The organism is Janthinobacterium sp. GW821-FHT03C08 (assembly GCF_059420905.1).
The window spans coordinates 48,217-69,845 of sequence record NZ_JBWKUP010000004.1 but is presented as its reverse complement, the minus strand read 5'-3'; the positions used below and the strand labels follow the sequence as shown (position 1 = coordinate 69,845).

At 61.0% G+C, this 21,629-nt stretch carries 22 protein-coding genes and 1 tRNA gene; all 23 read right to left on the bottom strand.

Annotation, left to right across the window (positions count from 1 at the left end):
- Positions 1–40: 40 nt before the first annotated feature.
- Entirely contained in the window at positions 41–364 is a 324-nt protein-coding gene (locus tag AC07VL_RS06610; protein WP_494805125.1) for a DUF2818 family protein, read from the bottom strand.
- A 3-nt stretch (positions 365–367) separates the two neighbouring features.
- On the bottom strand, positions 368–1,870 hold the full coding sequence (gene nuoN / locus AC07VL_RS06605; protein ID WP_494805124.1) for an NADH-quinone oxidoreductase subunit NuoN: 1,503 nt from the start codon (positions 1,868–1,870) through the stop codon (positions 368–370).
- Positions 1,871–1,886: 16 nt separating this feature from the next.
- Positions 1,887–3,386, bottom strand: a complete 1,500-nt coding sequence (locus tag AC07VL_RS06600; protein ID WP_494805123.1) for an NADH-quinone oxidoreductase subunit M — start codon at positions 3,384–3,386, stop codon at positions 1,887–1,889.
- A 29-nt stretch (positions 3,387–3,415) separates the two neighbouring features.
- Positions 3,416–5,515, bottom strand: a complete 2,100-nt coding sequence (gene nuoL, locus AC07VL_RS06595) for an NADH-quinone oxidoreductase subunit L (RefSeq protein ID WP_494805122.1) — start codon at positions 5,513–5,515, stop codon at positions 3,416–3,418.
- Between the two features lie 46 nt (positions 5,516–5,561).
- Positions 5,562–5,870, bottom strand: coding sequence for an NADH-quinone oxidoreductase subunit NuoK (nuoK, locus tag AC07VL_RS06590; protein WP_290605520.1), 309 nt, complete (start codon positions 5,868–5,870; stop codon positions 5,562–5,564).
- Positions 5,867–6,499 (bottom strand): NADH-quinone oxidoreductase subunit J, encoded by a 633-nt coding sequence (locus tag AC07VL_RS06585; RefSeq protein WP_494805121.1) that lies wholly within the window; start codon positions 6,497–6,499, stop codon positions 5,867–5,869. The genes nuoK and AC07VL_RS06585 overlap by 4 nt, the downstream gene beginning before the upstream one ends.
- A gap of 66 nt (positions 6,500–6,565) precedes the next feature.
- Complete coding sequence (gene nuoI, locus AC07VL_RS06580; RefSeq protein ID WP_010399726.1) at positions 6,566–7,054, bottom strand: NADH-quinone oxidoreductase subunit NuoI; 489 nt, start codon at positions 7,052–7,054, stop codon at positions 6,566–6,568.
- A gap of 14 nt (positions 7,055–7,068) precedes the next feature.
- A complete protein-coding gene (gene nuoH / locus AC07VL_RS06575) occupies positions 7,069–8,151 on the bottom strand; it encodes an NADH-quinone oxidoreductase subunit NuoH (protein ID WP_494805120.1) in 1,083 nt (360 codons plus the stop codon).
- On the bottom strand, positions 8,151–10,484 hold the full coding sequence (gene nuoG / locus AC07VL_RS06570; protein WP_494805119.1) for an NADH-quinone oxidoreductase subunit NuoG: 2,334 nt from the start codon (positions 10,482–10,484) through the stop codon (positions 8,151–8,153). The genes nuoH and nuoG overlap by 1 nt, the downstream gene beginning before the upstream one ends.
- 22 nt (positions 10,485–10,506) lie before the next feature.
- Complete coding sequence (gene nuoF / locus AC07VL_RS06565; RefSeq protein ID WP_076567080.1) at positions 10,507–11,802, bottom strand: NADH-quinone oxidoreductase subunit NuoF; 1,296 nt, start codon at positions 11,800–11,802, stop codon at positions 10,507–10,509.
- Positions 11,799–12,278 (bottom strand): NADH-quinone oxidoreductase subunit NuoE, encoded by a 480-nt coding sequence (gene nuoE / locus AC07VL_RS06560; RefSeq protein ID WP_034779513.1) that lies wholly within the window; start codon positions 12,276–12,278, stop codon positions 11,799–11,801. Before nuoE ends, nuoF begins: the two co-directional genes overlap by 4 nt.
- A 12-nt stretch (positions 12,279–12,290) precedes the next feature.
- On the bottom strand, positions 12,291–13,544 hold the full coding sequence (locus AC07VL_RS06555) for an NADH-quinone oxidoreductase subunit D (protein ID WP_494805118.1): 1,254 nt from the start codon (positions 13,542–13,544) through the stop codon (positions 12,291–12,293).
- Positions 13,544–14,137, bottom strand: coding sequence for an NADH-quinone oxidoreductase subunit C (locus AC07VL_RS06550; protein WP_494805117.1), 594 nt, complete (start codon positions 14,135–14,137; stop codon positions 13,544–13,546). The genes AC07VL_RS06555 and AC07VL_RS06550 overlap by 1 nt, the downstream gene beginning before the upstream one ends.
- A 17-nt stretch (positions 14,138–14,154) precedes the next feature.
- Positions 14,155–14,631 carry a NuoB/complex I 20 kDa subunit family protein gene (locus tag AC07VL_RS06545; RefSeq protein ID WP_010399733.1) on the bottom strand — a complete coding sequence of 159 codons (477 nt, stop codon included), beginning with the start codon at positions 14,629–14,631 and terminating at the stop codon, positions 14,155–14,157.
- A 3-nt stretch (positions 14,632–14,634) separates the two neighbouring features.
- Positions 14,635–14,994 (bottom strand): NADH-quinone oxidoreductase subunit A, encoded by a 360-nt coding sequence (locus AC07VL_RS06540; RefSeq protein ID WP_092796969.1) that lies wholly within the window; start codon positions 14,992–14,994, stop codon positions 14,635–14,637.
- A 177-nt stretch (positions 14,995–15,171) separates the two neighbouring features.
- A tRNA-Leu gene (locus AC07VL_RS06535) sits at positions 15,172–15,256 on the bottom strand.
- Positions 15,257–15,458: 202 nt separating this feature from the next.
- Positions 15,459–15,860: a preprotein translocase subunit SecG gene (secG, locus tag AC07VL_RS06530; protein ID WP_035820525.1), complete on the bottom strand. Its 402-nt coding sequence runs from the start codon at positions 15,858–15,860 to the stop codon at positions 15,459–15,461.
- Between the two features lie 28 nt (positions 15,861–15,888).
- Positions 15,889–16,638, bottom strand: a complete 750-nt coding sequence (tpiA, locus tag AC07VL_RS06525) for a triose-phosphate isomerase (RefSeq protein ID WP_494805116.1) — start codon at positions 16,636–16,638, stop codon at positions 15,889–15,891.
- A 72-nt stretch (positions 16,639–16,710) separates the two neighbouring features.
- Entirely contained in the window at positions 16,711–17,691 is a 981-nt protein-coding gene (locus AC07VL_RS06520) for an NAD(P)H-quinone oxidoreductase (protein ID WP_494805115.1), read from the bottom strand.
- Between the two features lie 70 nt (positions 17,692–17,761).
- Positions 17,762–18,370 carry a tetratricopeptide repeat protein gene (locus AC07VL_RS06515; RefSeq protein WP_290605569.1) on the bottom strand — a complete coding sequence of 203 codons (609 nt, stop codon included), beginning with the start codon at positions 18,368–18,370 and terminating at the stop codon, positions 17,762–17,764.
- Positions 18,371–18,435: 65 nt separating this feature from the next.
- The gene (locus AC07VL_RS06510; protein ID WP_494805114.1) at positions 18,436–19,197 is read right to left on the bottom strand and encodes a GIN domain-containing protein; all 762 of its coding nucleotides are present in this window, start codon (positions 19,195–19,197) and stop codon (positions 18,436–18,438) included.
- Between the two features lie 109 nt (positions 19,198–19,306).
- A complete protein-coding gene (locus AC07VL_RS06505) occupies positions 19,307–19,522 on the bottom strand; it encodes a hypothetical protein (RefSeq protein WP_494805113.1) in 216 nt (71 codons plus the stop codon).
- Positions 19,523–19,676: 154 nt separating this feature from the next.
- The gene (locus AC07VL_RS06500) at positions 19,677–21,623 is read right to left on the bottom strand and encodes a methyl-accepting chemotaxis protein (protein ID WP_494805112.1); all 1,947 of its coding nucleotides are present in this window, start codon (positions 21,621–21,623) and stop codon (positions 19,677–19,679) included.
- Positions 21,624–21,629: the final 6 nt, after the last annotated feature.

The window sequence follows — 21,629 nt, the reverse complement described above, 5'->3', positions numbered from 1 at the left end:
TAAAAAACGGCGCCAGAGGCGCCGCTTTCGGTCGTTGTTGCTAACGGCGTTTGCGCAGGTAGCGTCCGACAAAGCCGGGGAAGGCCAGCACGAGGAACAGGCATCCCGTGATGGCATAGAACTCCCACGTCTGCGGGAAAGCGTTGCCGATGCGCGCTTCGAGCGCGAACGCCACGGCGCCGACGACGAAGTACAAGATCACCATCTCCAGCAGGCGCAGCGCCAGCGGCTTGCGCCAGCCCTGCTCCGCCGGCGCGGCCTTTTTCAAGGGCACGGCGGCAAACAGCTTCTCGTTGAGAAATGGCAGGTTGGCGCCCAGGATGCCCAGGGCGATCACCAGCCAGCTCGAGGCGGTGACATCCATCGGTCAGGTCGCCAGGGTCTTGGTGATGGCCGTCGCGCAGGCAGCCAGGATGCTGTTAGGCATCACGCCCAGCGCCAGGACGAACACGCCGTTCAGGGCCAGCACGACGCGCATGTCGCCATGCACGACCAGCGCATTGCTGTCGGTCGGCTCGTCGAACCACATCATTTTCACGACGCGCAGGTAGTAGAAGGCGCCAATCAGCGAGAACAGCACGGCGGCGATGGTCAGCCACAACTGGCCCGTGGCCAATACCGATGCCAGCACCGAATACTTGGCCATGAAGCCCATCAGCGGCGGCACGCCCGCCAGCGAGAACATGAACAGGGTCATCACCAGCGCGAAGATCGGGCTGCGTTTGCCCAGGCCCTTGAAGTCGGCCAGTTCTTCTGCTTCGAAACCATTACGTGCCAACAACATGATCACGCCGAAGGTACCCAGGGTGGTGAACACGTAGGTGATGACGTAGTACATCGAGGCGCCGTAGGCGGTGGCTGCGCCAGCCGCGTTCAGGGTGTTGTTCGGCGCGTCCATGGTACCGGACAGCAGACCGAGCAGCACGAAGCCCATTTGCGCGATGGTCGAGTACGCCAGCATGCGCTTCAAATTCGTTTGCGCGATGGCGGTGAAGTTACCGATGGCCAGCGACATCACGGCCAGCACCAGCAGCATTTGCTGCCAGTCATGCGCCATCGGCAGCAGGCCCTCGCCCAGCAGGCGCAGGGTGATGGCAAATGCGGCCAGCTTCGGCGCGCCGCCCAGCAGCAGGGTCACGGCCGTCGGCGAACCTTGATACACGTCAGGCACCCACATGTGGAATGGCACGACGCCCAGTTTGAAGGCCAGGCCGGCAACGAGGAAGACCAGGCCGAAGACCATGATGGTGCCGTTGGTCTTGCCGTTTTCCAGCGCCACGCGCACTTCGTTCAAGTCCAGCGTGCCGGAGGCGCCGTACAGCATCGAGATACCGTACAACATGAAACCGGAAGCCAGCGCGCCCAGGATGAAGTATTTCATGGCCGCTTCCGTGGCCTTGGCATTGTCACGGCGCAAGGCGATCAGCGCGTACAGCGACAGCGACATCAGTTCCAGACCCAGGTAGATGATCAGGAAGTTGTTGGCTGAGATCATGATCATCTGGCCCAGCAGTGCAAACAGGGCCAGCACGTAGAACTCGCCGCCCAGGTTACCCGACAGCATGCTGCGGTCGGTAGCGTAGGCACGCGAGTAGATCAGGGTCAGCGCCACGGCGCCGTACGAGAACAGTTTCAGCAGCTGCGACATCGGGTCCGACACGAACATGTTATGGAACGTGTAGACGGTGGTGCCCGCGTTGAAGTCGCCCACGGTCAGCAAGGCGCAGCCGGCCAAGGTCAGCAGGGACAGCGCATAGGTGATCGAACGCTTCGCCGCAGGCAAGAACATATCGATCAGCAAGAGCGCCGACGTGGCGATCAGCAGAAAGATTTCCGCGTACAGCGGTACCAGATTAGGTGCATTAGTCATGTTATCGGTCTTCTATTTAAGGCAACTTGCTGGTGGCGACATGCTGCAGCAGGTCGGCAACCGAAGTTTGCATCGTGTCGGTGAACGGGGCTGGGTACAGACCCATCACGAGCACGGCGATGGCCAGCACAGCAAGCATGAAGAATTCACGTTTGTTGATGTCGGTCAATTCGGCCACATGTTTGTTCTTGATCTTGCCGAACACCACGCGCTTGGCCATCCACAGCGAGTACGCCGCGCCCCAGATCAGTGCCGTTGCAGCCAGCAGACCGATCCAGAAGTTGTATTTCACCGCGCCCAGGATCACCATGAACTCGCCGACGAAGCCGGACGTGGCTGGCAAGCCGCAGTTGGCCATCGAGAACAGCACGAAGAAGGCGGCAAATTTCGGCATGCGGTTCACGACGCCGCCGTAGTCGGCGATGTTGCGGGTATGCATGCGGTCATACAGCACGCCGATGCACAGGAACATCGCGCCGGAGATGAAGCCGTGCGACACCATCTGCACGATACCGCCCTGCACCGAAATGTCGTTGAACATGAAGAAGCCCAGGGTGACGAAGCCCATGTGCGCGATCGACGAATAGGCGACCAGTTTCTTCATGTCGGTTTGCACCAGGGCAACCAGACCGATGTAGATGACGGCGATCAGCGACAAGGCGATCATGAAACCCGACAGGTAGTGGCTGGCGTCCGGCGTGATCGGCAGCGAGAAACGCAGGAAGCCGTACGCGCCCAGTTTCAGCATGATGGCGGCCAGCACGGCGGAACCGCCCGTAGGCGCTTCCACGTGGACGTCCGGCAACCACGTGTGGACGGGGAACATCGGCACTTTCACCGCGAAAGCCATCAGGAAGGCCAGGAAGATGAAGATCTGCTCGTTCATCGACAGCTTGAACGCATGCCAGGCCAGGATGTCGAAGGTGCCCGACACATTGCGCAGGTAGATGATGGCAACGAGGGTCAGCAGCGAACCGAAGAAGGTGTACAGGAAGAACTTGAACGACGCGTACACGCGGTTCGAACCGCCCCAGATACCGATGATGATGAACATCGGGATCAGGGTTGCTTCAAAGAAGAAGTAGAACAGCAAGCCGTCCAGCGCGCAGAACACGCCGATCATCAGGCCCGACAGGATCAGGAAGGAGCCCATGTACTGGGCGATGCGCTTCTCGATCACTTGCCATGCGGAAATGACAACGATGACGGTGATGAAGGCCGTCAGCGGCACGAACCACAGCGACAGGCCGTCGATACCCAGCGAGTACCAGATATTGAAGGTTGCAATCCAGGGCGACTTTTCGACGAATTGCATGCCGTGGGCGGCGTTGTCGAAATGCTGGATCAGCGGCAAGGTGCACAGCATGCTGAGCACCGCGCCAGCCAGCGACAGCCAGCGGGTAAAGCCCGCTTTGCTGTCACGGCCGAGAGCCAGGACCAGGACGCCGCAAATGATCGGCACCCAGATCGACAGACTCAGGTAAGGAGGTAGTGTAGAAATCGTAGACTGCATCATGGTTCTCAGTATTCTTTTATCAGGTCAGCTTACTTAGCGGGCCAGAATGGCAGGAAATAGATCAGGAAGCCCAGCACGCCCAGGATCATCACGAATGCATAGTGATAGATGTAGCCGGTCTGCAACACTCGCGACAGCGAGGACAGCCAGGCGACGACCTTGGCGCTGCCATTGACGACGAAACCGTCGATCAGCTTCTTGTCACCGAAGTTCCACAGGCCATTACCCAGCAAGCGGGCACCGCCGGCGAACACGACTTCATTGAACTTGTCCATGTAGTACTTGTTGTCCAGCAGGGTGTGGATCGCGTGGAACTTGGCAAAGAACCAGGCCGGTACACGCGGGTTGACCATGTAGCAGTAGTAGGCTGCCACCACGCCGGACAATGCCAGCCAGAACGGTGCCGTCGACAGGCCGTGGATGGCCATCGCCATTGCGCCGTGGAATTCGTGCGACAACTCTTCCATCGCTGGATGGTTTTCGCCGACAAAGATCACGCCCTTGAAGAAATCGCCATGCAGCATCAGGCCGATCGTCATGTAACCGATGATCAAGGAAGGGATCGCCAGCATCACCAGCGGGAACCAGACGACGAACGGCGATTCATGCGGCTTCTGGCCAGGTTCCAGGCCGTGGTGGCCGTGGTCGTCCTCTTCCTCTTCGTGATGGTCGTCATGTGCATCGCCGTGCGCGCCATGGGCCGCTTTCGGTGCGTGGTGGTCGTCATGGCCGTGGGCATGCGCCTGGCCGAAACGTTCCTTGCCGTGGAAGACGAGGAAATACATGCGGAACGAGTAGAAGGCGGTGACGAACACGCCAGCCAGCACGGCGAACTGGGCAAAGCCAGCGCCCCAGATGTGCGTCGCTTCGACGGCTTCGATGATGCTGTCTTTCGAGTAGAAACCGGAGAACAGCGGCGTGCCGATCAGGGCCAGCGAACCGATCAGGGATGTGATCCAAGTGATCGGCATGTACTTGCGCAGGCCGCCCATGTTGCGGATATCTTGATCGTGGTGCATGCCGATGATGACGGAACCGGCGCCCAGGAACAGCAGTGCCTTGAAGAATGCGTGCGTCATCAGGTGGAACACGGCCACGGAGTATGCGGACGAACCCAGTGCGACGGTCATGTAGCCCAGCTGCGACAGTGTCGAATAAGCAACAACGCGCTTGATGTCGTTCTGGATGATGCCCAGGAAGCCCATGAACAGCGCCGTGATGGAGCCGATCACCAGGATGAAGGACAGTGCCGTGTCGGACAGTTCGAACAGCGGCGACATGCGCGAGACCATGAAGATACCGGCCGTCACCATCGTCGCGGCGTGGATCAGTGCCGAGATCGGGGTAGGACCTTCCATCGAGTCAGGCAGCCACACGTGCAGCGGGAACTGCGCCGATTTGCCCATCGCGCCGATGAACAGGCAGATGCAGGCTACGGTCAGCAGGGCCCAGTCGGTGCCAGGCAGGCTCAACAGCGCCAGTTCGTCTTTCTTGGCGAACACTTCCTGGTAGTTCATGGTGCCGGCGTAGGCCAGCAGCAGGCCGATGCCCAGGATGAAGCCGAAGTCGCCCACGCGGTTGACCAGGAACGCCTTCATGTTGGCCACGATGGCCGTCGGACGCTGGTACCAGAAACCGATCAAGAGGTAGGAGACCAGGCCCACGGCTTCCCAACCGAAGAACAGCTGCAGGAAGTTGTTGGCCATGACCAGCATCAGCATCGAGAACGTGAACAGCGAGATGTAGGCGAAGAAGCGGTTGTAGCCTTCGTCATCCTTCATGTAGCCGATCGTGTAGATATGCACCATCAGGGAAACGAAGGTGACCACGCACATCATCATCGCCGACAGCGAATCGATCTGGAAGCCCACTTCCATCTTCAGGGTGCCGATCGTCATCCAGTTATAGATCGTGCCATTGAATGTCGCGCCATCCATCACTGCCAGCAATGTCTGCACGGACAGGATGAATGCAATCAGTACGCCCAAGATCGTCGCGGTATGCGACGTCTTGCGTCCGACCAAATTACCCAGGAACTGGGTGCCAAGCAAGCCTGCAATCGCGGCACCGGCCAGCGGCGCCAGCGGTACGGCAAGAAGGAGGTTAGGGTTGAGGAGTTGCCCCGCCATGATGAACCTTAATCGTTATTATTCGAGAGATCGAGTCTGAAAAACATCAGCCTTTGAGGCTGTCCAGGTCTTCGACGTTGATGGTATCCAGATTACGGAACATCACCACCAGAATAGCCAGACCGATAGCCGACTCAGCGGCGGCAACCGTCAGGATGAAGAAAACGAAGATCTGACCGGCCGCGTCGCCCATGAAATGGGAGAACGCGATGAAATTCATATTCACCGCCAGCAGCATCAATTCGATTGCCATCAGCAATACGATGATGTTCTTGCGGTTCAGGAAAATACCGATGATCGAGATTGCGAACAGGATCGCGCCCAGGACCAGAAAATGTGTGAGCGATAATGTCATGGTGCCTCCTTAACTTCCGGCTCAGCTGCAGGACGCTCGACGACCGCGTCCATCTTGACGATCTTCAGGCGGTCGTTACGCTTGACGCGTACCGCATCGCCCGGAGCAAAATGCTTGGTGTCCTTGCGTTTGCGCAGGGTCAATGCAACCGCGGCAACGATGGCCACCAGCAGCACGACAGCGGCGATCTCGAAAGCGAACACATATTTGGTGTAGATCAACAGGCCCAGTTCCTTGGTGCCGCCCAGGTTAACGTTCACGGGAGCGATGCTCGGCGCGAAGTTGCGGAAACCGTGCCACAGGACGGCCGCCATTTCCAGCACGATGATCACGCCCACCGTGACGGACAGCGGCAGATAGCCCCAGAAGCCTTCGCGCATGCGGTCGATATTGATATCGAGCATCATGACGACGAAGAGGAACAGCACCATCACGGCGCCGACGTACACCAATACCAGCACGATGGCCAGGAATTCAGCTTGCAGCAGCATCCAGATGCCCGCTGCGGAAAAGAAGGACAGTACCAGGAACAGTACTGCGTGGACCGGATTACGGGCCGTGATGACGCGTGTCGCCGCTATGATCAGAATCAGCGCGAAGGCGTAAAACAAAATTGTTTTAAAGTCCATAAAAAACCCAATAGACGTACAGATGAACGAGGGGCGCGCCGCAGCTTCTCAGCTGCGGCGCATCCATCAGCGATAAGGTGCGTCGGCGGCGCGCGCAGCGGCGATGTCATTTTCATAACGATCACCCACGGCCAGCAACATCTCTTTCGTGTAATACAAATCCCCGCGTTTCTCGCCGTGGTATTCCAGGATTTGCGTCTCGACGATCGAATCGACCGGGCAGGACTCTTCGCAGAAACCGCAGAAGATGCACTTGGTCAAGTCGATATCGTAGCGCGTGGTGCGGCGCGAACCGTCGTCACGCTGCTCCGATTCGATCGTGATGGCCATCGCCGGGCAAACCGCTTCGCACAGTTTGCAGGCGATGCAACGTTCCTCGCCGTTCGGGTAGCGGCGCAGCGCGTGCAAGCCACGGAAACGCGGCGAGATCGGTGTCTTCTCTTCCGGGAATTGCACCGTGATCTTGCGCGAAAACATGTACTTGCCTGTCAGCGCCATGCCCTTGATCAGCTCGCCTAACAAGAGGCTGCTGAAGAAATCTTTTACCTTATCCATTCGTATGCACTCTCTTACTTCCAAATATTCCAGGATGTCTGCATCCAGGCAGCGACGAAGACCAGGTAGACCAGCGTCAACGGGATAAACACTTTCCAACCGAGGCGCATGATCTGGTCATAACGGTAGCGTGGGAAAGTACCGCGCACCCAGATGAACACCGACACGATGAAGAAGGTTTTTGCAAACAGCCAGAAGAAGCCGCCGAAACCGCCCCAGAACTCGAGGAAGGCAAACGGTGCGGACCAGCCGCCGAGGAACATGATCGAAGCCAGGGCGCCGATCAGCATCATGTTGGCGTATTCGGCCAGCATGAACATGGCGTAGGCCATGCCCGAGTACTCGACCATGTGGCCGGCCACGATTTCCGACTCGCCTTCGACGACGTCGAACGGGTGGCGGTTGGCTTCAGCCAGGCCCGACACCAGGTAGATGACGAACATCGGCAGCAGCGGCAGCCAGTTCCACGACAGGAAGTTCACGCCCTTGTCGGCAAAGAAGCCGACTTGCTGGCCGCCGACGATATCGATGAAGTTCAGACTGCCCGACACCATCAGCACGATGACCATCACGAAGCCCATCGGGATTTCGTACGAGATCATCTGTGCCGAAGCGCGCATGGCGCCCATGAACGAGTACTTCGAGTTCGAGGCCCAGCCGGCGATGATGATGCCGTAGACTTCCATCGAGGTAATCGCCAGCAGCATCAGCAAGCCTGCGTTGACGTTGGCCAGCACGGCTTCCGGACCGAAGGGCACGACCGACCAGGCGGCCAGGGCCGGCATGATGGTCATGATCGGGCCGATCACGAACAGGCCCTTGGCGGCCTTGGACGGGATGATGATCTCTTTGAACAAGAGTTTCAGGGCATCGGCGATCGGTTGCAGCAAGCCCAGCGGGCCCACACGGTTCGGGCCGACGCGGATCTGGATCCAGCCGATCAGCTTGCGTTCCCACAAGGTCAGGTAGGCAACCAGGCCCATCAGCGGCAGCAGCACGCAGAGGATCTTGATCAGGGTCCAGAAGAATGGCCAGCTACCGCCCAGCAGTTCTTTGCCGCCGTTGTTGATGACGTTTACAAATTCAGGCAGAGCCATCAGATTTTCCCCTCTGCTGTTTCAACTGTGATGTCACCGAACATGCCGCCCAGGCTAGCCGTCGAGGCATGCGCCGCCGACACCTTGACCACATTGGCTGGCAGGCCGGCATGGAGTGCCGCCACCAGGATGGCGCTGCCGGAGCCTTGCGCCACCTTGACCTTGTCGCCGGCCTTGATGCCCAGCTTCTCGGCCAATGCTGGCGACAGATGGGCTTGCGGCGCGGCGCCATCGACCGTGCGCAGCAGCGGTTCGGAGCGGCGTACCAGCGCGTCGGCGAAGTAGATCGGCACGTCGGCAATGCGTTGCAGCGCAGGCGAAGCCGGTGCATAGCTTGCTGCTTCCGGCGCGTTCTTGGCGATGTTGTTCAGCTGTGCCGACAGGTCGGTCACGCCGGCACCGAACGCTTCGTCGCGGATCGCTTCGGAGGTGTCGTAGTCGAAACCGGCCAGGCCCAGGATATTGCCCAGGACGCGCAGCACTTTCCAGGCCGGACGGGTTTCCGCCAGCGGTTTCACGGTGCCGTTGAAGCTTTGCGCGCGGCCTTCGCAGTTGACGAAGGTACCCGAGGTTTCAGCGAACGGGGCGATCGGCAGCAACACGTCGGCATAATCCATGCCGTGCTTGAAGGCCGACATGGCCACGACCATCTCGGCCTTGTCCAGGGCGGCGCGGGCCGCCTGTGGATTGGCGGCATCGAGTTCCGGCTCGGCGTGCAGCAGCACATAGGCTTTCTTCGGCGCGGCAAAGGCGGCTTGCACGTTGGCGCGCGGCTTGGCGACCAGGTGCGCGCCTACCGTGTTGGCCGCTTCCGTCAGGTAGCCCAGCTTGGCGCCCGTCTGTTCGGCGATCCATTGCGCGGCAGCATGCAGTTGCGACGCTTGCGGGTGTTGCGTTGCCGCGTTACCCAGCAGCACGGCGCCGTTGTCGCCGGCCATCAGGCTGGCGGCGATGGCGACAGCCACGTCCGAAGCGTTGACGGCTTCGAAACCGGCCGGTGCAGCAATTTCTTTCGCTTTAGCAACAGCGACGACCACTTCCGACAAGGCCGCCAGCCAGTCGCTCGGCGCTGCGATCATCTTGTTGGCGATGGTGATCAGCTGATCATCGTCGGAGGCGTGCAGGATCGACAGCTTGGCGCCGCCCTTGACGGAGGCGCGCAAGCGCGTCGCCAGCAAGGGGTGATCCTTGCGCAGGAAGGAACCGATGACGAAGGCGCGCTTGATCTGGCCAAATTCGCTGATCGGCATGCCCAGCCATGGCTTCACGTTCGCGTCCAGCGCGAAGTCGGTCTGGCGCAGGCGGAAGTCGACGTTCTCGGAACCGAGGCCGTGGACGACTTTTTGCAGCAGGACCAGCTCTTCGACGGTCGAATGCGGCGTGGCCAGCGCGGCAATGGCGTCGGCGCCATGCTCGTGCTTGATATTTTTCAAACCGTGCGCCACGTATTCCAGCGCCGTCTGCCAATCGACTTCCTTCCACGCGTTGCCTTGTTTCAGCATCGGCGAGGTCAGGCGTTCGGCACTGTCCAGCGCTTCGTACGAGAAACGGTCCTTGTCCGAGATCCAGCATTCGTTGACAGCTTCGTTTTCCAGCGGCAGTACGCGCTTGACCTTGCCAGCTTTCACTTGCACGATCAGGTTAGCACCGAGGCCGTCATGCGGGCTGACCGATTTGCGGCGCGACAGTTCCCACGTACGGGCGCTGTAGCGGAACGGCTTCGACGTCAGCGCGCCGACCGGGCACAGGTCGATCATGTTGCCCGACAGTTCGGAGTCGACCGACTGGCCGACAAACGACACGATTTCCGAGTGCTCGCCGCGGCCGATCATGCCCAGCTCCATCACGCCGGCCACTTCCTGGCCAAAGCGTACGCAGCGGGTGCACTGGATGCAGCGCGACATTTCCTGCATGGACACCAGCGGACCGGCTTCCTTCGGCGTGACGACGCGCTTGTCTTCCTTGTAGCGTGATTCGCTCTTGCCGTAGCCCACTGCCAAGTCTTGCAACTGGCACTCGCCGCCCTGATCGCAGATCGGGCAGTCGAGCGGGTGGTTAATCAGCAAGAATTCCATGACCGACTTTTGCGCCTGCACAGCTTTATCGCTGGCGGAGCGCACGATCATGCCGGCACTGACCGGGGTCGCACAAGCGGGCAAAGGCTTCGGCGCCTTTTCCACTTCGACCAGGCACATGCGGCAGTTCGCTGCGATCGACAATTTCTTGTGATAGCAGAAGTGCGGAATGTAGGTTCCCAATTTGTTGGCGGCGTCCATCACCATGCTACCAGCAGGGACTTCGACTTTTTTGCCGTCTATTTCGATTTCAACCATGGTGATCGTTACCTGACGCAGCTTAGATATATGCGGGCACTAGGCAATGCTTGTGCTCGATATGATATTCAAATTCTTCACGGAAATTCTTAATGAAGGCCCGTACCGGCATGGCAGCCGCATCGCCCAGCGCGCAAATGGTGCGGCCCTGGATGTTGTCGGCGATCGAGTTGAGCATGTCCAGGTCGTCTGGACGACCCTGCCCCTGCTCGATGCGATGCACCATGCGGTACATCCAGCCTGTGCCTTCACGGCAAGGCGTACACTGGCCGCACGATTCTTCAAAATAGAAGTAGGACAGGCGTTCCAGCGCCTTTACCATGCAGCGTGTTTCGTCCATCACGATGACGGCGCCCGAACCCAGCATCGAACCGGCTTTCGCGATCGAGTCATAGTCCAGGTCGGTCTGCATCATGATGTCGCCGCGGATCACCGGAGCGGACGAACCGCCAGGGATCACGGCCTTGATCTTTTTGCCACCGCGCATGCCGCCTGCCAGTTCCAGCAGCTTGGCGAACGGGGTGCCGAGCGGCACTTCGTAGTTGCCCGGTTTTTCCACGTCGCCCGAGATCGAGAAGATCTTCGAACCGCCATTGTTCGGCTTGCCCATCGCCAGGTACTTCTCTGGACCGATGTTCAGCACGAATGGCACGGCCGCGAAGGTTTCCGTGTTGTTGATCGTCGTCGGCTTGCCGTACAGGCCAAACGAGGCAGGGAAAGGCGGCTTGAAGCGCGGCTGGCCTTTCTTGCCTTCCAGCGACTCCAGCAGGGCCGTTTCTTCGCCGCAGATGTAGGCGCCATAACCATGGTGCGCATGCAACTGGAACGAGAATTCGCTGCCCATGATCTTGTCGCCCAGGAAACCGGCGGCGCGCGCCTCTTCCAGCGCTTCTTCGAAACGCAGGTATTCCTGGAAGATCTCGCCGTGGATGTAGTTATAACCCACGGTGATGCCCATGGCGTAAGCGCCAATGGCCATGCCTTCGATCAGCGCATGGGGATTGTAACGAATGATGTCGCGGTCCTTGAAGGTGCCCGGTTCGCCTTCATCTGTATTGCAGACGAGGTATTTCTGGCCCGGGAACTGGCGCGGCATGAAGCTCCACTTCAGGCCGGTAGGGAAACCCGCGCCGCCACGGCCGCGCAAGGACGAAGCCTTAAGGTCGGCGATGATCTGTTCCGGCGTGATTTTCTCTTCCAGGATACGCCGCAGAGCCGAATAGCCCCCGCGGTTCACATAATCTTGCAAATGCCAGTTCTTGCCATCCAGATCCTTCAGGATCAATGGATCGATATGGCGGTTGTGGAGTGACGTCATTTCTTGAGTTCCTCCAGCATGGCGTCGATTTTCTCGTTCGACATCCAGCTGCACATGGTTTTATTGCTGACCAGCAAGACAGGCGCATCGCCGCACGCACCCATGCACTCGCCTTCAACCAGGGTGAACTGGCCGTCAGGGGTGGTTTCGCGGAAATCGATGCCCAGCTTCTGCTTCAGGTAGTCTGCAGCCCGCACGCCGCCCGACAGGGCGCATGGCAGGTTGGTGCACACGGTGATCTTGTGCTTGCCCACGGGTTTCACGTTGTACATATTGTAGAACGTGGCCACTTCCTGCACGGCAATGGCCGGCATGCCGATGTAATCGGCCAGTTCCTTCATGGTTTCCGGCGCCAGCCAGCCCAGTTCATCCTGGGCATGGGCCAGCGCGGCCATGACGGCGGATTGACGCTGGTCGGCCGGGTACTTGGCCAGCTCGCGGTCAATTTTCTTATAGCATTGCTCTGATAACAACATACTTTTTGCCTCTTAGCGGTCAATACTGCCGAACACGATATCTTGCGTCCCGATGATGGTCACGGCGTCGGCAATCATGTGTCCACGCGCCATCTCATCGAGCGACTGCAAGTGGGCGTAGTCTGGCGCGCGCAGTTTCATGCGGTACGGCTTGTTGGCGCCATCGGACACCAGGTACACGCCGAACTCGCCCTTCGGATGTTCCACGGCGCTGTAGGCCTCGCCTGGCGGCACGTGGAAACCTTCCGTGAACAGCTTGAAGTGGTGAATCAGCGATTCCATGTTGGTCTTCATGTCGACGCGGCCCGGAGGCGCCACCTTGCGGTTGCTGGTTATGACAGGACCTTCATTGTTGCGCAGCCACTCCACGCATTGCTTGATGATGCGGTTCGACTGGCGCAGCTCTTCCACGCGGACCAGGTAGCGGTCGTAGCAGTCGCCGTTGGTGCCGATAGGAATGTCGAAATCCATCAGGTCGTACACTTCGTACGGCTGTTTCTTGCGCAAGTCCCACTGCACGCCCGAGCCGCGCAGCATGGCGCCCGTGAAGCCCATGGCCAGCGCATCTTCCGGCGAGACCACGCCGATGCCGACGGTACGCTGTTTCCAGATACGGTTGTCGGTCAGCAAGGTTTCGTACTCGTCCACCGAGTTCGGGAAACGGCGCGCAAAGTCTTCGATGAAGTCCAGCAGGGAACCCTGGCGGTTTTCATTCAGCTTGGAAATCGCCTTGGCGTTGCGGATGATCGAGGCCTTGTGCTGTGGCATCGCGTCCGGCAGGTCGCGGTACACGCCGCCCGGGCGGTAGTAGGCCGCGTGCATGCGCGCGCCCGACACTGCCTCGTAGGCGTCGAACAAGTCTTCGCGGTCGCGGAAGCAATACAGGAACGGACCCATGGCGCCGACGTCCAGCGCGTGCGCGCCGAGCCACATCAAGTGGTTCAGGATGCGCGTGATCTCGTCGAACATGACGCGGATGTATTGCGCGCGCAGGGGCACTTCCAGGCCCAGCATCTTTTCGATGGCCATCACGTACGCGTGCTCATTGCACATCATCGACACATAGTCGAGACGGTCCATGTACGGCACGGATTGCAGGTAGGTCTTTTGCTCGGCCAGCTTTTCGGTGCCGCGGTGCAGCAGGCCGATATGCGGGTCGGCACGCTGGATGACTTCGCCATCGAGCTCCAGCACCAGGCGCAGCACGCCGTGCGCGGCCGGATGCTGCGGCCCAAAGTTCAGGGTGTAGTTCTTAATTTCAGACATTATTTCATCCCGTAATGTTCTTCGCGGATCACGCGCGGCACGTTTTCCCGCGGCTCGATCGTCACGGGCTGGTAAATCACGCGCTTTTGTTCCGGATCGTAGCGCATCTCGACATAGCCGGAGACGGGGAAATCCTTGCGGAACGGATGGCCGATGAAACCGTAGTCGGTCAGCAGGCGGCGCAAGTCGTTGTGGCCTTCGAAGAGGATGCCGAACATGTCGAACGCTTCGCGCTCGTACCAGTTAACGGCGCGCCAGATGTTCACCACGGAGGGCAGCAGCGGCATGTCGTCGTCCGGTGCGAACACGCGCACGCGCACGCGCCAGTTGTGCTTGACCGACAGCAAATGCGAAACGGCCGCGTAACGCAAGCCATCCCAAGTGCCATCGCCGTAGGTCGAGTAGTCGACGCCGCACAGATCGATCAATTGCTCGAAATGCAGGGTCGGATCGTCGCGCAGGGTCTGCATCACGCCCAGGTAGTCTTCTGCCTTGACCAGCAAGGTGACTTCGCCCAGGGTAACGGTCGTGCTAACGCGTTCGCCCAGGGCAGTGCCGAGGGCGTTTTGCAATACTTCTAAATGTGTTGTCATAATCTGAAGCGGCCCGGTTAGCGTGCGATCGTGCTGGTACGCTTGATCTTGTTCTGCAACTGCATGATGCCGTACAGCAAGGCTTCAGCGGTCGGAGGACAGCCAGGCACATACACGTCGACGGGCACGATGCGGTCGCAGCCGCGCACCACGGAGTAGGAGTAATGGTAGTACCCGCCGCCATTGGCGCAGGAACCCATCGAGATGACCCAGCGTGGCTCTGCCATCTGGTCGTAGACCTTGCGCAGGGCCGGCGCCATCTTGTTGCACAGGGTACCGGCAACGATCATGACGTCGGACTGACGTGGCGACGGACGGAACACGACGCCGAAACGGTCCATATCGTAGCGGGCTGCGCCCACATGCATCATTTCGACCGCACAGCAGGCCAGACCGAACGTCATCGGGAACATAGACCCGGTGCGCGCCCAGTTGATCAGCTTGTCGGCCGAGGTGGTGATGAAACCTTCGCTTAATACGCCTTCAATAGCCATGGCTTATTCCCAGTCAAGGGCACCTTTCTTCCAAATGTACCAAAATCCGACCACGAATTCAGCGATGAACACCATCATCGTGACGAAACCGGCCCAGCCCAGGTCGCGCATTGCAACGCCCCATGGGAAAAAGAATGCCGTTTCCAGATCGAACAAAATAAACAGGATTGCGACCAGATAGTAGCGCACATCGAATTTCATGCGCGCGTCTTCGAATGCTTCAAAGCCACATTCGTACGGGGAGAGTTTTGCTGCGTCAGGCTTGTTAGGACCTAACAGGCGCCCCAGGAGCTGGGGAGCGATACCGACACCAAGGCCGATAAGAATGAACAGCAGGACGGGGAAGTAATTTTCGAGGTTCACGATTGATAAGCTTATATTGAACGATCGGTTAAATGAGGACGCTGCGATCATTTGCAGCGTATCTAACGCACGACCCCAATCAAAGCTAAGACCAGGATCGAACGACACATCCTCGTAAAAAAAGCCAGCAACTTTGTACGAGCCATGGCTCGTGCGCCGTTGCTGGCTTCTGATTTCTGGTGCCGACGACGAGACTCGAACTCGTACAGCTTTCGCCACTACCCCCTCAAGATAGCGTGTCTACCAATTTCACCACGTCGGCGGTAAGGCCCGTATTCTACTCTGCTTTGCCGCTAAAGTTAATGCACAAATGCATCAAAACACAGATAAAAACGATAAATTTTTACATCTTCCAGCGCGTCACGATTTTTTCCTGCCGCACTGCCAAAACATTGAGCAATAATCTGCCCGTAATGAGAATTACTCTCGATGAGGCATCGAGCTGCTACTCACCTGCCTGCAGATTACTTCGGAATCGCGCCGGCCGGGGTGCTGGCAACGGGTGCGGCAGCAGCCGGAGCGCTGGCAGCCGGGGCCGCAGGCACCGTCGTCGGGATCGCGCCCGCGCCGGTCACTGGCACCGGCTTGACAACCTTGTCCATCACGCCGCCACCCACCGTGGTGGCGCGCTGGTTCGCCATCAGCGACAGCGCCAGGGTGGCACCGAAGAAGATCGCGGCGGCAACGCCCGTCGACTTGGACATGAAGTTCGACGAACCCGTCGCACCGAACAGGCTGCCCGAGGCGCCCGAACCGAAGGCGGCGCCCATGTCGGCGCCCTTGCCGTGCTGCAGCAACACCAGCGCGATAATCGACAATGCCGAAATAACCTGTACCACCACTACCAGATTGAACATCATGTTCATTGCAATTCCATTCTCAGTTTAAATTAATTCAATCGGCGGCGTGAATAATCGCCAGGAAATCCGCCGCCTTCAATGCTGCCCCACCGATCAGACCGCCATCGATATCCGGCATCGCCATCAATTCTTTTGCGTTCTCCGGCTTCATGCTGCCGCCGTACAGGATCTGCACGCCGGCGGCCGCTACCGCATTCTTTGCCGCCAGCTGGCTGCGCAATACCTGATGCACGTCCTGCGCCATCTGCGGCGTGGCCGTCTTGCCCGTGCCGATGGCCCAGACCGGCTCATAGGCCAGCACCAGTTTCGCCACGTCGTCGGCGGCAATGGCCGCCAGCACGACGCCCAGCTGCTGCGCCACGACGGCGTCGGTCTGGCCCGCTTCGCGCTGCGCCAGCGTCTCGCCGATGCAGACGATAGGCGTGATGCCTGCCGCCAGCGCGGCAACCGTCTTGGCCGCCACTTGCGCATCGCTCTCGCCGTGGTAGGCGCGGCGCTCGGAATGCCCGATCACCACATAGCTGCAGCCGAAATCCTGCAGCATGGCGGTCGAGATTTCTCCCGTGTACGCGCCGCCCGCATGGGCCGACACGTCCTGCGCGCCCCAGGCCAGGGCCGAGCCTGCCAATTGCGCCTGGCACTGCGCCAGGTACGGCGCGGGCACACAGACGGCGCTGGCGGCGCCCGAGGCAGCCAGACCAGCAACTATTTCAGACAATAACACCGCGTTCGAGGTGCGACTGCCGTTCATTTTCCAATTTCCGACGACGAGTTTGCGACGCATAGTAGCCTAAATTCTAATAACCCGTCATTCTAACCCCGGCACCGATGCCGGTCAAACAGGCAGTGCCCCGTTTCAGGCAACTTGCAACATGATCTTGCCCACGTGCGTGCTCGCCTCCATCAGCGCATGCGCCTCGTTGGCTTTTTCCAAGGGGAAAGTTTTGTAGATGACGGGCTTGATCTTGCCCGCTTCGATCAGGGGCCAGACGGTCGCGCGCAACTGCTGCGCGATGGCGGCCTTGAAGGCCACGGAACGGGGACGCAAGGTGGAACCGGTCACCGTCAGGCGGCGGCGCAGCAAGGTACCCAGGTCCAGTTCCGCCTTGGTGCCGCCCTGCACGGCGATGAGGCCGATGCGGCCATCGTCGGCCAGACAGGCAATCTCGCGCGGCAGGTAGTCGCCGCCCACCATGTCGAGGATGACGTCGACGCCCTTGCCATTGGTCAACTCCTTGACGACAGCAACGAAATCTTCCGTGCGGTAATTGATGCCCCGTTCGGCGCCCAGCGCCTCGCAGGCGCGCGCCTTCTCGTCGCTGCCCGCCGTGGCGAAGACGCGGTGGCCGAGGGCCGCCGCCAGCTGGATGGCCGTCACGCCGATGCCCGACGTGCCGCCCTGCACCAGCAGGGTTTCGCCGTCGGCCAGCGCGCAGCGGTCGAAGACATTGCTCCAGACGGTAAAGAAGTTTTCCGGCAGGGACGCGCCTTCCAGCGCCGTCAAGCCCTGGGGCAAGGGCAGGCACTGGCCGGCGGGCGCGGCGCAGTATTCGGCATAGCCGCCGCCCTGCACCAGCGCGCAGACCAGGTCGCCCTTCCTGAATGCGGTGTTGGTAAAGTCGCCATCGACGATTTCGCCCGCCACTTCCAGGCCCGGCAAGTCCGATGCGCCGGCCGGCGGCGCATACTTGCCCAGGCGCTGCAGCACGTCGGGACGGTTGATGCCGGCCGCGTGCACCTTGATCAGCAGTTCACCCGCCTTGAAGGCGGGGACGGGACATTCGGTGACCTGCAGAACGTCGGCGGGACCGGGCTGGCTGATGGCAACTGCACGCATGGCGGGACTCTTTCAAGGGGGAAAACGGCGATTGTACGCCAAGCCGCCTGCCCTTGCAGACCACCGCCCGTCAGCCGCCGCCCGTTTTCGATTGGCGCGGCAAGGGGGTGCCCGGCTTCCACTTGGCGGACAGGGCCTGCCCCTCCTCGACCTGCTCATGCGTCATCTTGCGCACGACGGCGGCGCGCTGGTCGGCCGCATTCGCATTGCCGTTCGCCGCCGCCAGGTTCCACAGCATGTAGGCGATGACGTTATCCTGCTGCACGCCGCCCATGTGGTAGCGGTACATCAGGCCCAGCACCTGCTGCGCTTCCGCATGGTTCTGCTCGGCCGCCTTGCGAAACCAGCCCACGGCCTGCTTGTGGTCCTGCAGCACGGCGTTACCCGTGTAATACATAGCGCCCACCACGTACTGGGCGTCGGCCTTGCCCTGCTCGGCCGCCTTGCGGTGCCAGAACATGGCTTGCTTGTAATCCTGCGGCAAGCCACGTCCCATGTAATACATCAAGCCCAGCAAGTGCTGGGCATCGGCATTGCCGGCCTTGGCCAAGGGCAAGATTTCCTTGTAGGCCAGGGCGTAGTTCTTGTTGTTGTAGGCACTGGCACCTTCGACGAAGCCGGCCCGCGCGGGTAGCTGTATGACACACAGCATGCATAATGTAATGATCAGTTTTTTCATCGGAATGGGATGTAGTCTCACTGCTTTTTCTTATCCAGCCTGAAGATACCCAGGCTTGGCCGCGCTTACTTCCAGCTGACCTTGCCCAGGCCCTCGACGCTGACATCGCGGTTGGCCGGCTTGCCGTACACCACCACCGAACCGAGTCCGCTCAGGTTCAGCTTGGCATTCGTGTGGGCGTTGACCGTGGCATTGCCCAGTCCGCTCAATTCCAGGTTGACGGCATCGGCTTCGAATTGCTTCGCGTTCAGGCTGCCCAGGCCGCCCAGGCTGGCTTTCAGCACGCGCCCGCGGCCACCGAGCACGACGGAGCCGGCGCCCTGCAGGTCCAGGTCCGCCTTCTCATTGTTGCCGACCCAGATCTGCATGCTGCCCACGCCGCCCAGGCTGGCATTGAGCTTGCGGTAGTCGCCGACGACCTTGATGCTGCCTGCCCCTTCCAGCGACAAGGTCAGTTCCTCGCCCGTGAAGCCCGTAATGTCCGTGCTGCCGAAGCCTTCGGAGCTCAGTTCGCGCAGGTTCGGCAAGACCAGTTCCGCGCGGATCGACGCAGGATTGAGCTTGAAGCCGCGCACTTCCGTTTCGATGTGCAGGGTGTCGCCGCTTTGCGCCGTGCTGACGTCGGCGATGTAGCGCTTGTCGGCCGTGATGCTCAGCGAGGGCACATTGCCCTGGCGGATGCGCACTTCCATCACGCCATCGAGCTTGACGCGCACCACGCGGGCATCGATGGTGCGCATTTCCAGCAGGCGGGTCTCGGCGGCCGCGCCGCGCGCCAGGCCCAGTGTCGCCAGCAACAGCAGCGCCAGTTGCAGTGTCTTTTTCATGTAGTGCATCCTCGGTATCTTGTTTTTATGTGTCGCGGCGCCCTCCCGGGGCACCTGCGCATTGCCACTGGCTGCCACTGTAGCAGCGCTGAAAATTGCTGACAATCAATTAAGCGAAACGGGCTTTTTCGGCGGCGCTCAGGCGCTTGGCCTTGACTTGCACCACGTGCATGGACGTGGCGGTCTTGCCGGCCGGGGCAGCCTGAGTGACCGTGGCGCTGGCCACTTGCAGGGCCGGCGCGGCTGGAGCGATGGCGTAGCAGCTGGCGCTGACCAGGATGGCGGCGGCAACGGCAATGATTTCCATGTTTTTAGCGACGTTCATGTTGTTCTCCTCGGGTGTCTGGCGATGGGCTTGCGGTATGGTGTCACTATAGCCATACCGCCCCCGGCGGGCACGCCGATTGCGACGAACTGCGCTTTTGGCAGGCTGGCCTGACAAAAACGCGGATAAACGCGCAGATCGCTACGCTTGCAGCTTAAAACTCTTCCCACTCGTCGGCGCCGGACCTGGCCGCCTTGACGGGCTTGACCGGCGACAGTGCACGGGCCAGCGCGCGTGGCGCCGGCGCGGCCGGCTTCGCCTTGAGGCGCGTCACCGGCGCCGGTGCCGCAGCAGGGCCCGCATCGCCCAGGCGGAACATGCCGACAGCCTGCGCCAGGTCCACGGCCTGCTCCTGCAGGCTCTCCGCGGCGGCTGCCGCTTGCTCGACGAGGGCCGCGTTCTGCTGGGTCATGGTATCCATGTGCGTGACGGCCGTATTGATCTCGCCGATGCCGGCGCTCTGTTCGCGGCTGGCCACCGTGATCTCGCTCATGATGGCGGTCAATTGCTGCACCGACGCCACCACCTGGTCCATGGTCTGGCCCGCCTCGTCGACGAGGCGCCCGCCCGCATCGACCTTCTCCACCGAGTCGCCGATCAGCTCCTTGATTTCCTTCGCCGCACCGGCGGAGCGTTGCGCCAGGTTGCGCACTTCGGACGCGACCACGGCAAAGCCCCTGCCCTGCTCGCCCGCGCGCGCCGCCTCGACGGCCGCGTTCAGGGCCAGGATATTCGTCTGGAAGGCGATGCCATCGATCACGCCGATGATGTCGACGATCTTGCGCGAGCTTTCCTGGATGCCCGCCATGGTGCCCACCACCTGCTGCACCACGCGGCCGCCCTTGGCCGCCACTTGCGAGGCGGACACGGCCAGCTCGTTGGCCGCATGCGCGTTTTCCGCATTCTGCTTCACGGTCGAGGTCAGCTCATCCATCGAACTGGCCGTCTCTTCCAGCGCGCCCGCCTGCGCTTCCGTGCGCGAGGACAGGTCGGCATTGCCGGCGGCAATATCGGCCGATTCGCTGCGCACCAGGGTGCTGATGCTGCGGATCTGCACCAGCACGGTGGCGATCTTTTCCACGAACAAATTAAAGGCCTTGGCGATCTGCGCCAGCTCGTCCGAACCTTGCGCGTCCAGGCGGCTGGTCAGGTCGCCGTCGCCCGTGGCGATGGCTTCCATGGCGTCGCGCACGAGGCCCAGGCGGCGCAGGGCGCGCGCCACCAGCGCGCTCAATACCGTGGCGGCCAGGACCAGCACCAGCAGGGCCGTCAGGGCCGAGGCGCGCAGCATGGAACTCAGGGCCTGCGTCGCTTCCGCGCGGTCGAGCACGGTAGCCAGCAGCCAGTCGCTGCCCGGCACCTTACTCACGTGCAAAATCCCATCGCGCCCGTCCAGGCGGATGGCCGCGCCATCGCCGCTCTTTTCGATATCGGCCAGCGCCTGCGCGCTCAGGCCGGGATCGAGTTCGGCCAGCGGCTTGAGGGTCAGCTTGGCATCCGGGTGGGCGATGATCTTGCCGCCGCCGTCGACGAGAAAGCCGTAGCTGGCGGGCGTCGGCTTGATCGAGGCGACGTTTTGCACCACCGCATCCATCATCACGTCGGCCGCCAGCACGCCCGCCACGCTGCCCTTGCCGCCCAGCGGCTCGGCAAACGTCACCACCAGCTTGCCCGTGCTGGCGCCGATGTACGGCGGCGTGATGACGGGACCGCCCGCCGCGGCCGCCTGCTTGTACCAGGGCCGCGCCGTGGGATCGTAGTCGGCCGCGCGCTGGCGTTCCTGCGAAAACACGGCATGCTTGTCGGCAAAGCCGACATACGCCATGTCGAAGGTGCCCGCCTGCTCGGCCGCCTTCAGGGCAGGCAAGGGGTCGGCCGCCGTGGCGCCCTGCTTGAGCGAGCCCACGACGGCCTGCTTGGAACGCAGCCATTCGGCGATGGCCGTGGCGTGGCTGTGCGACAGCTGCAGCATCTGCGTGTCGAGCGCGGCCAGGGTACTGGAGCGCGTGGTGAAGAAATTGGCGATGGCGACGGCCAGCATGGCCAGCACGACGATGGAAACGGCGATGGCGATCAGCCGCGCCTTAAGGGAGGACAACATGGTGCA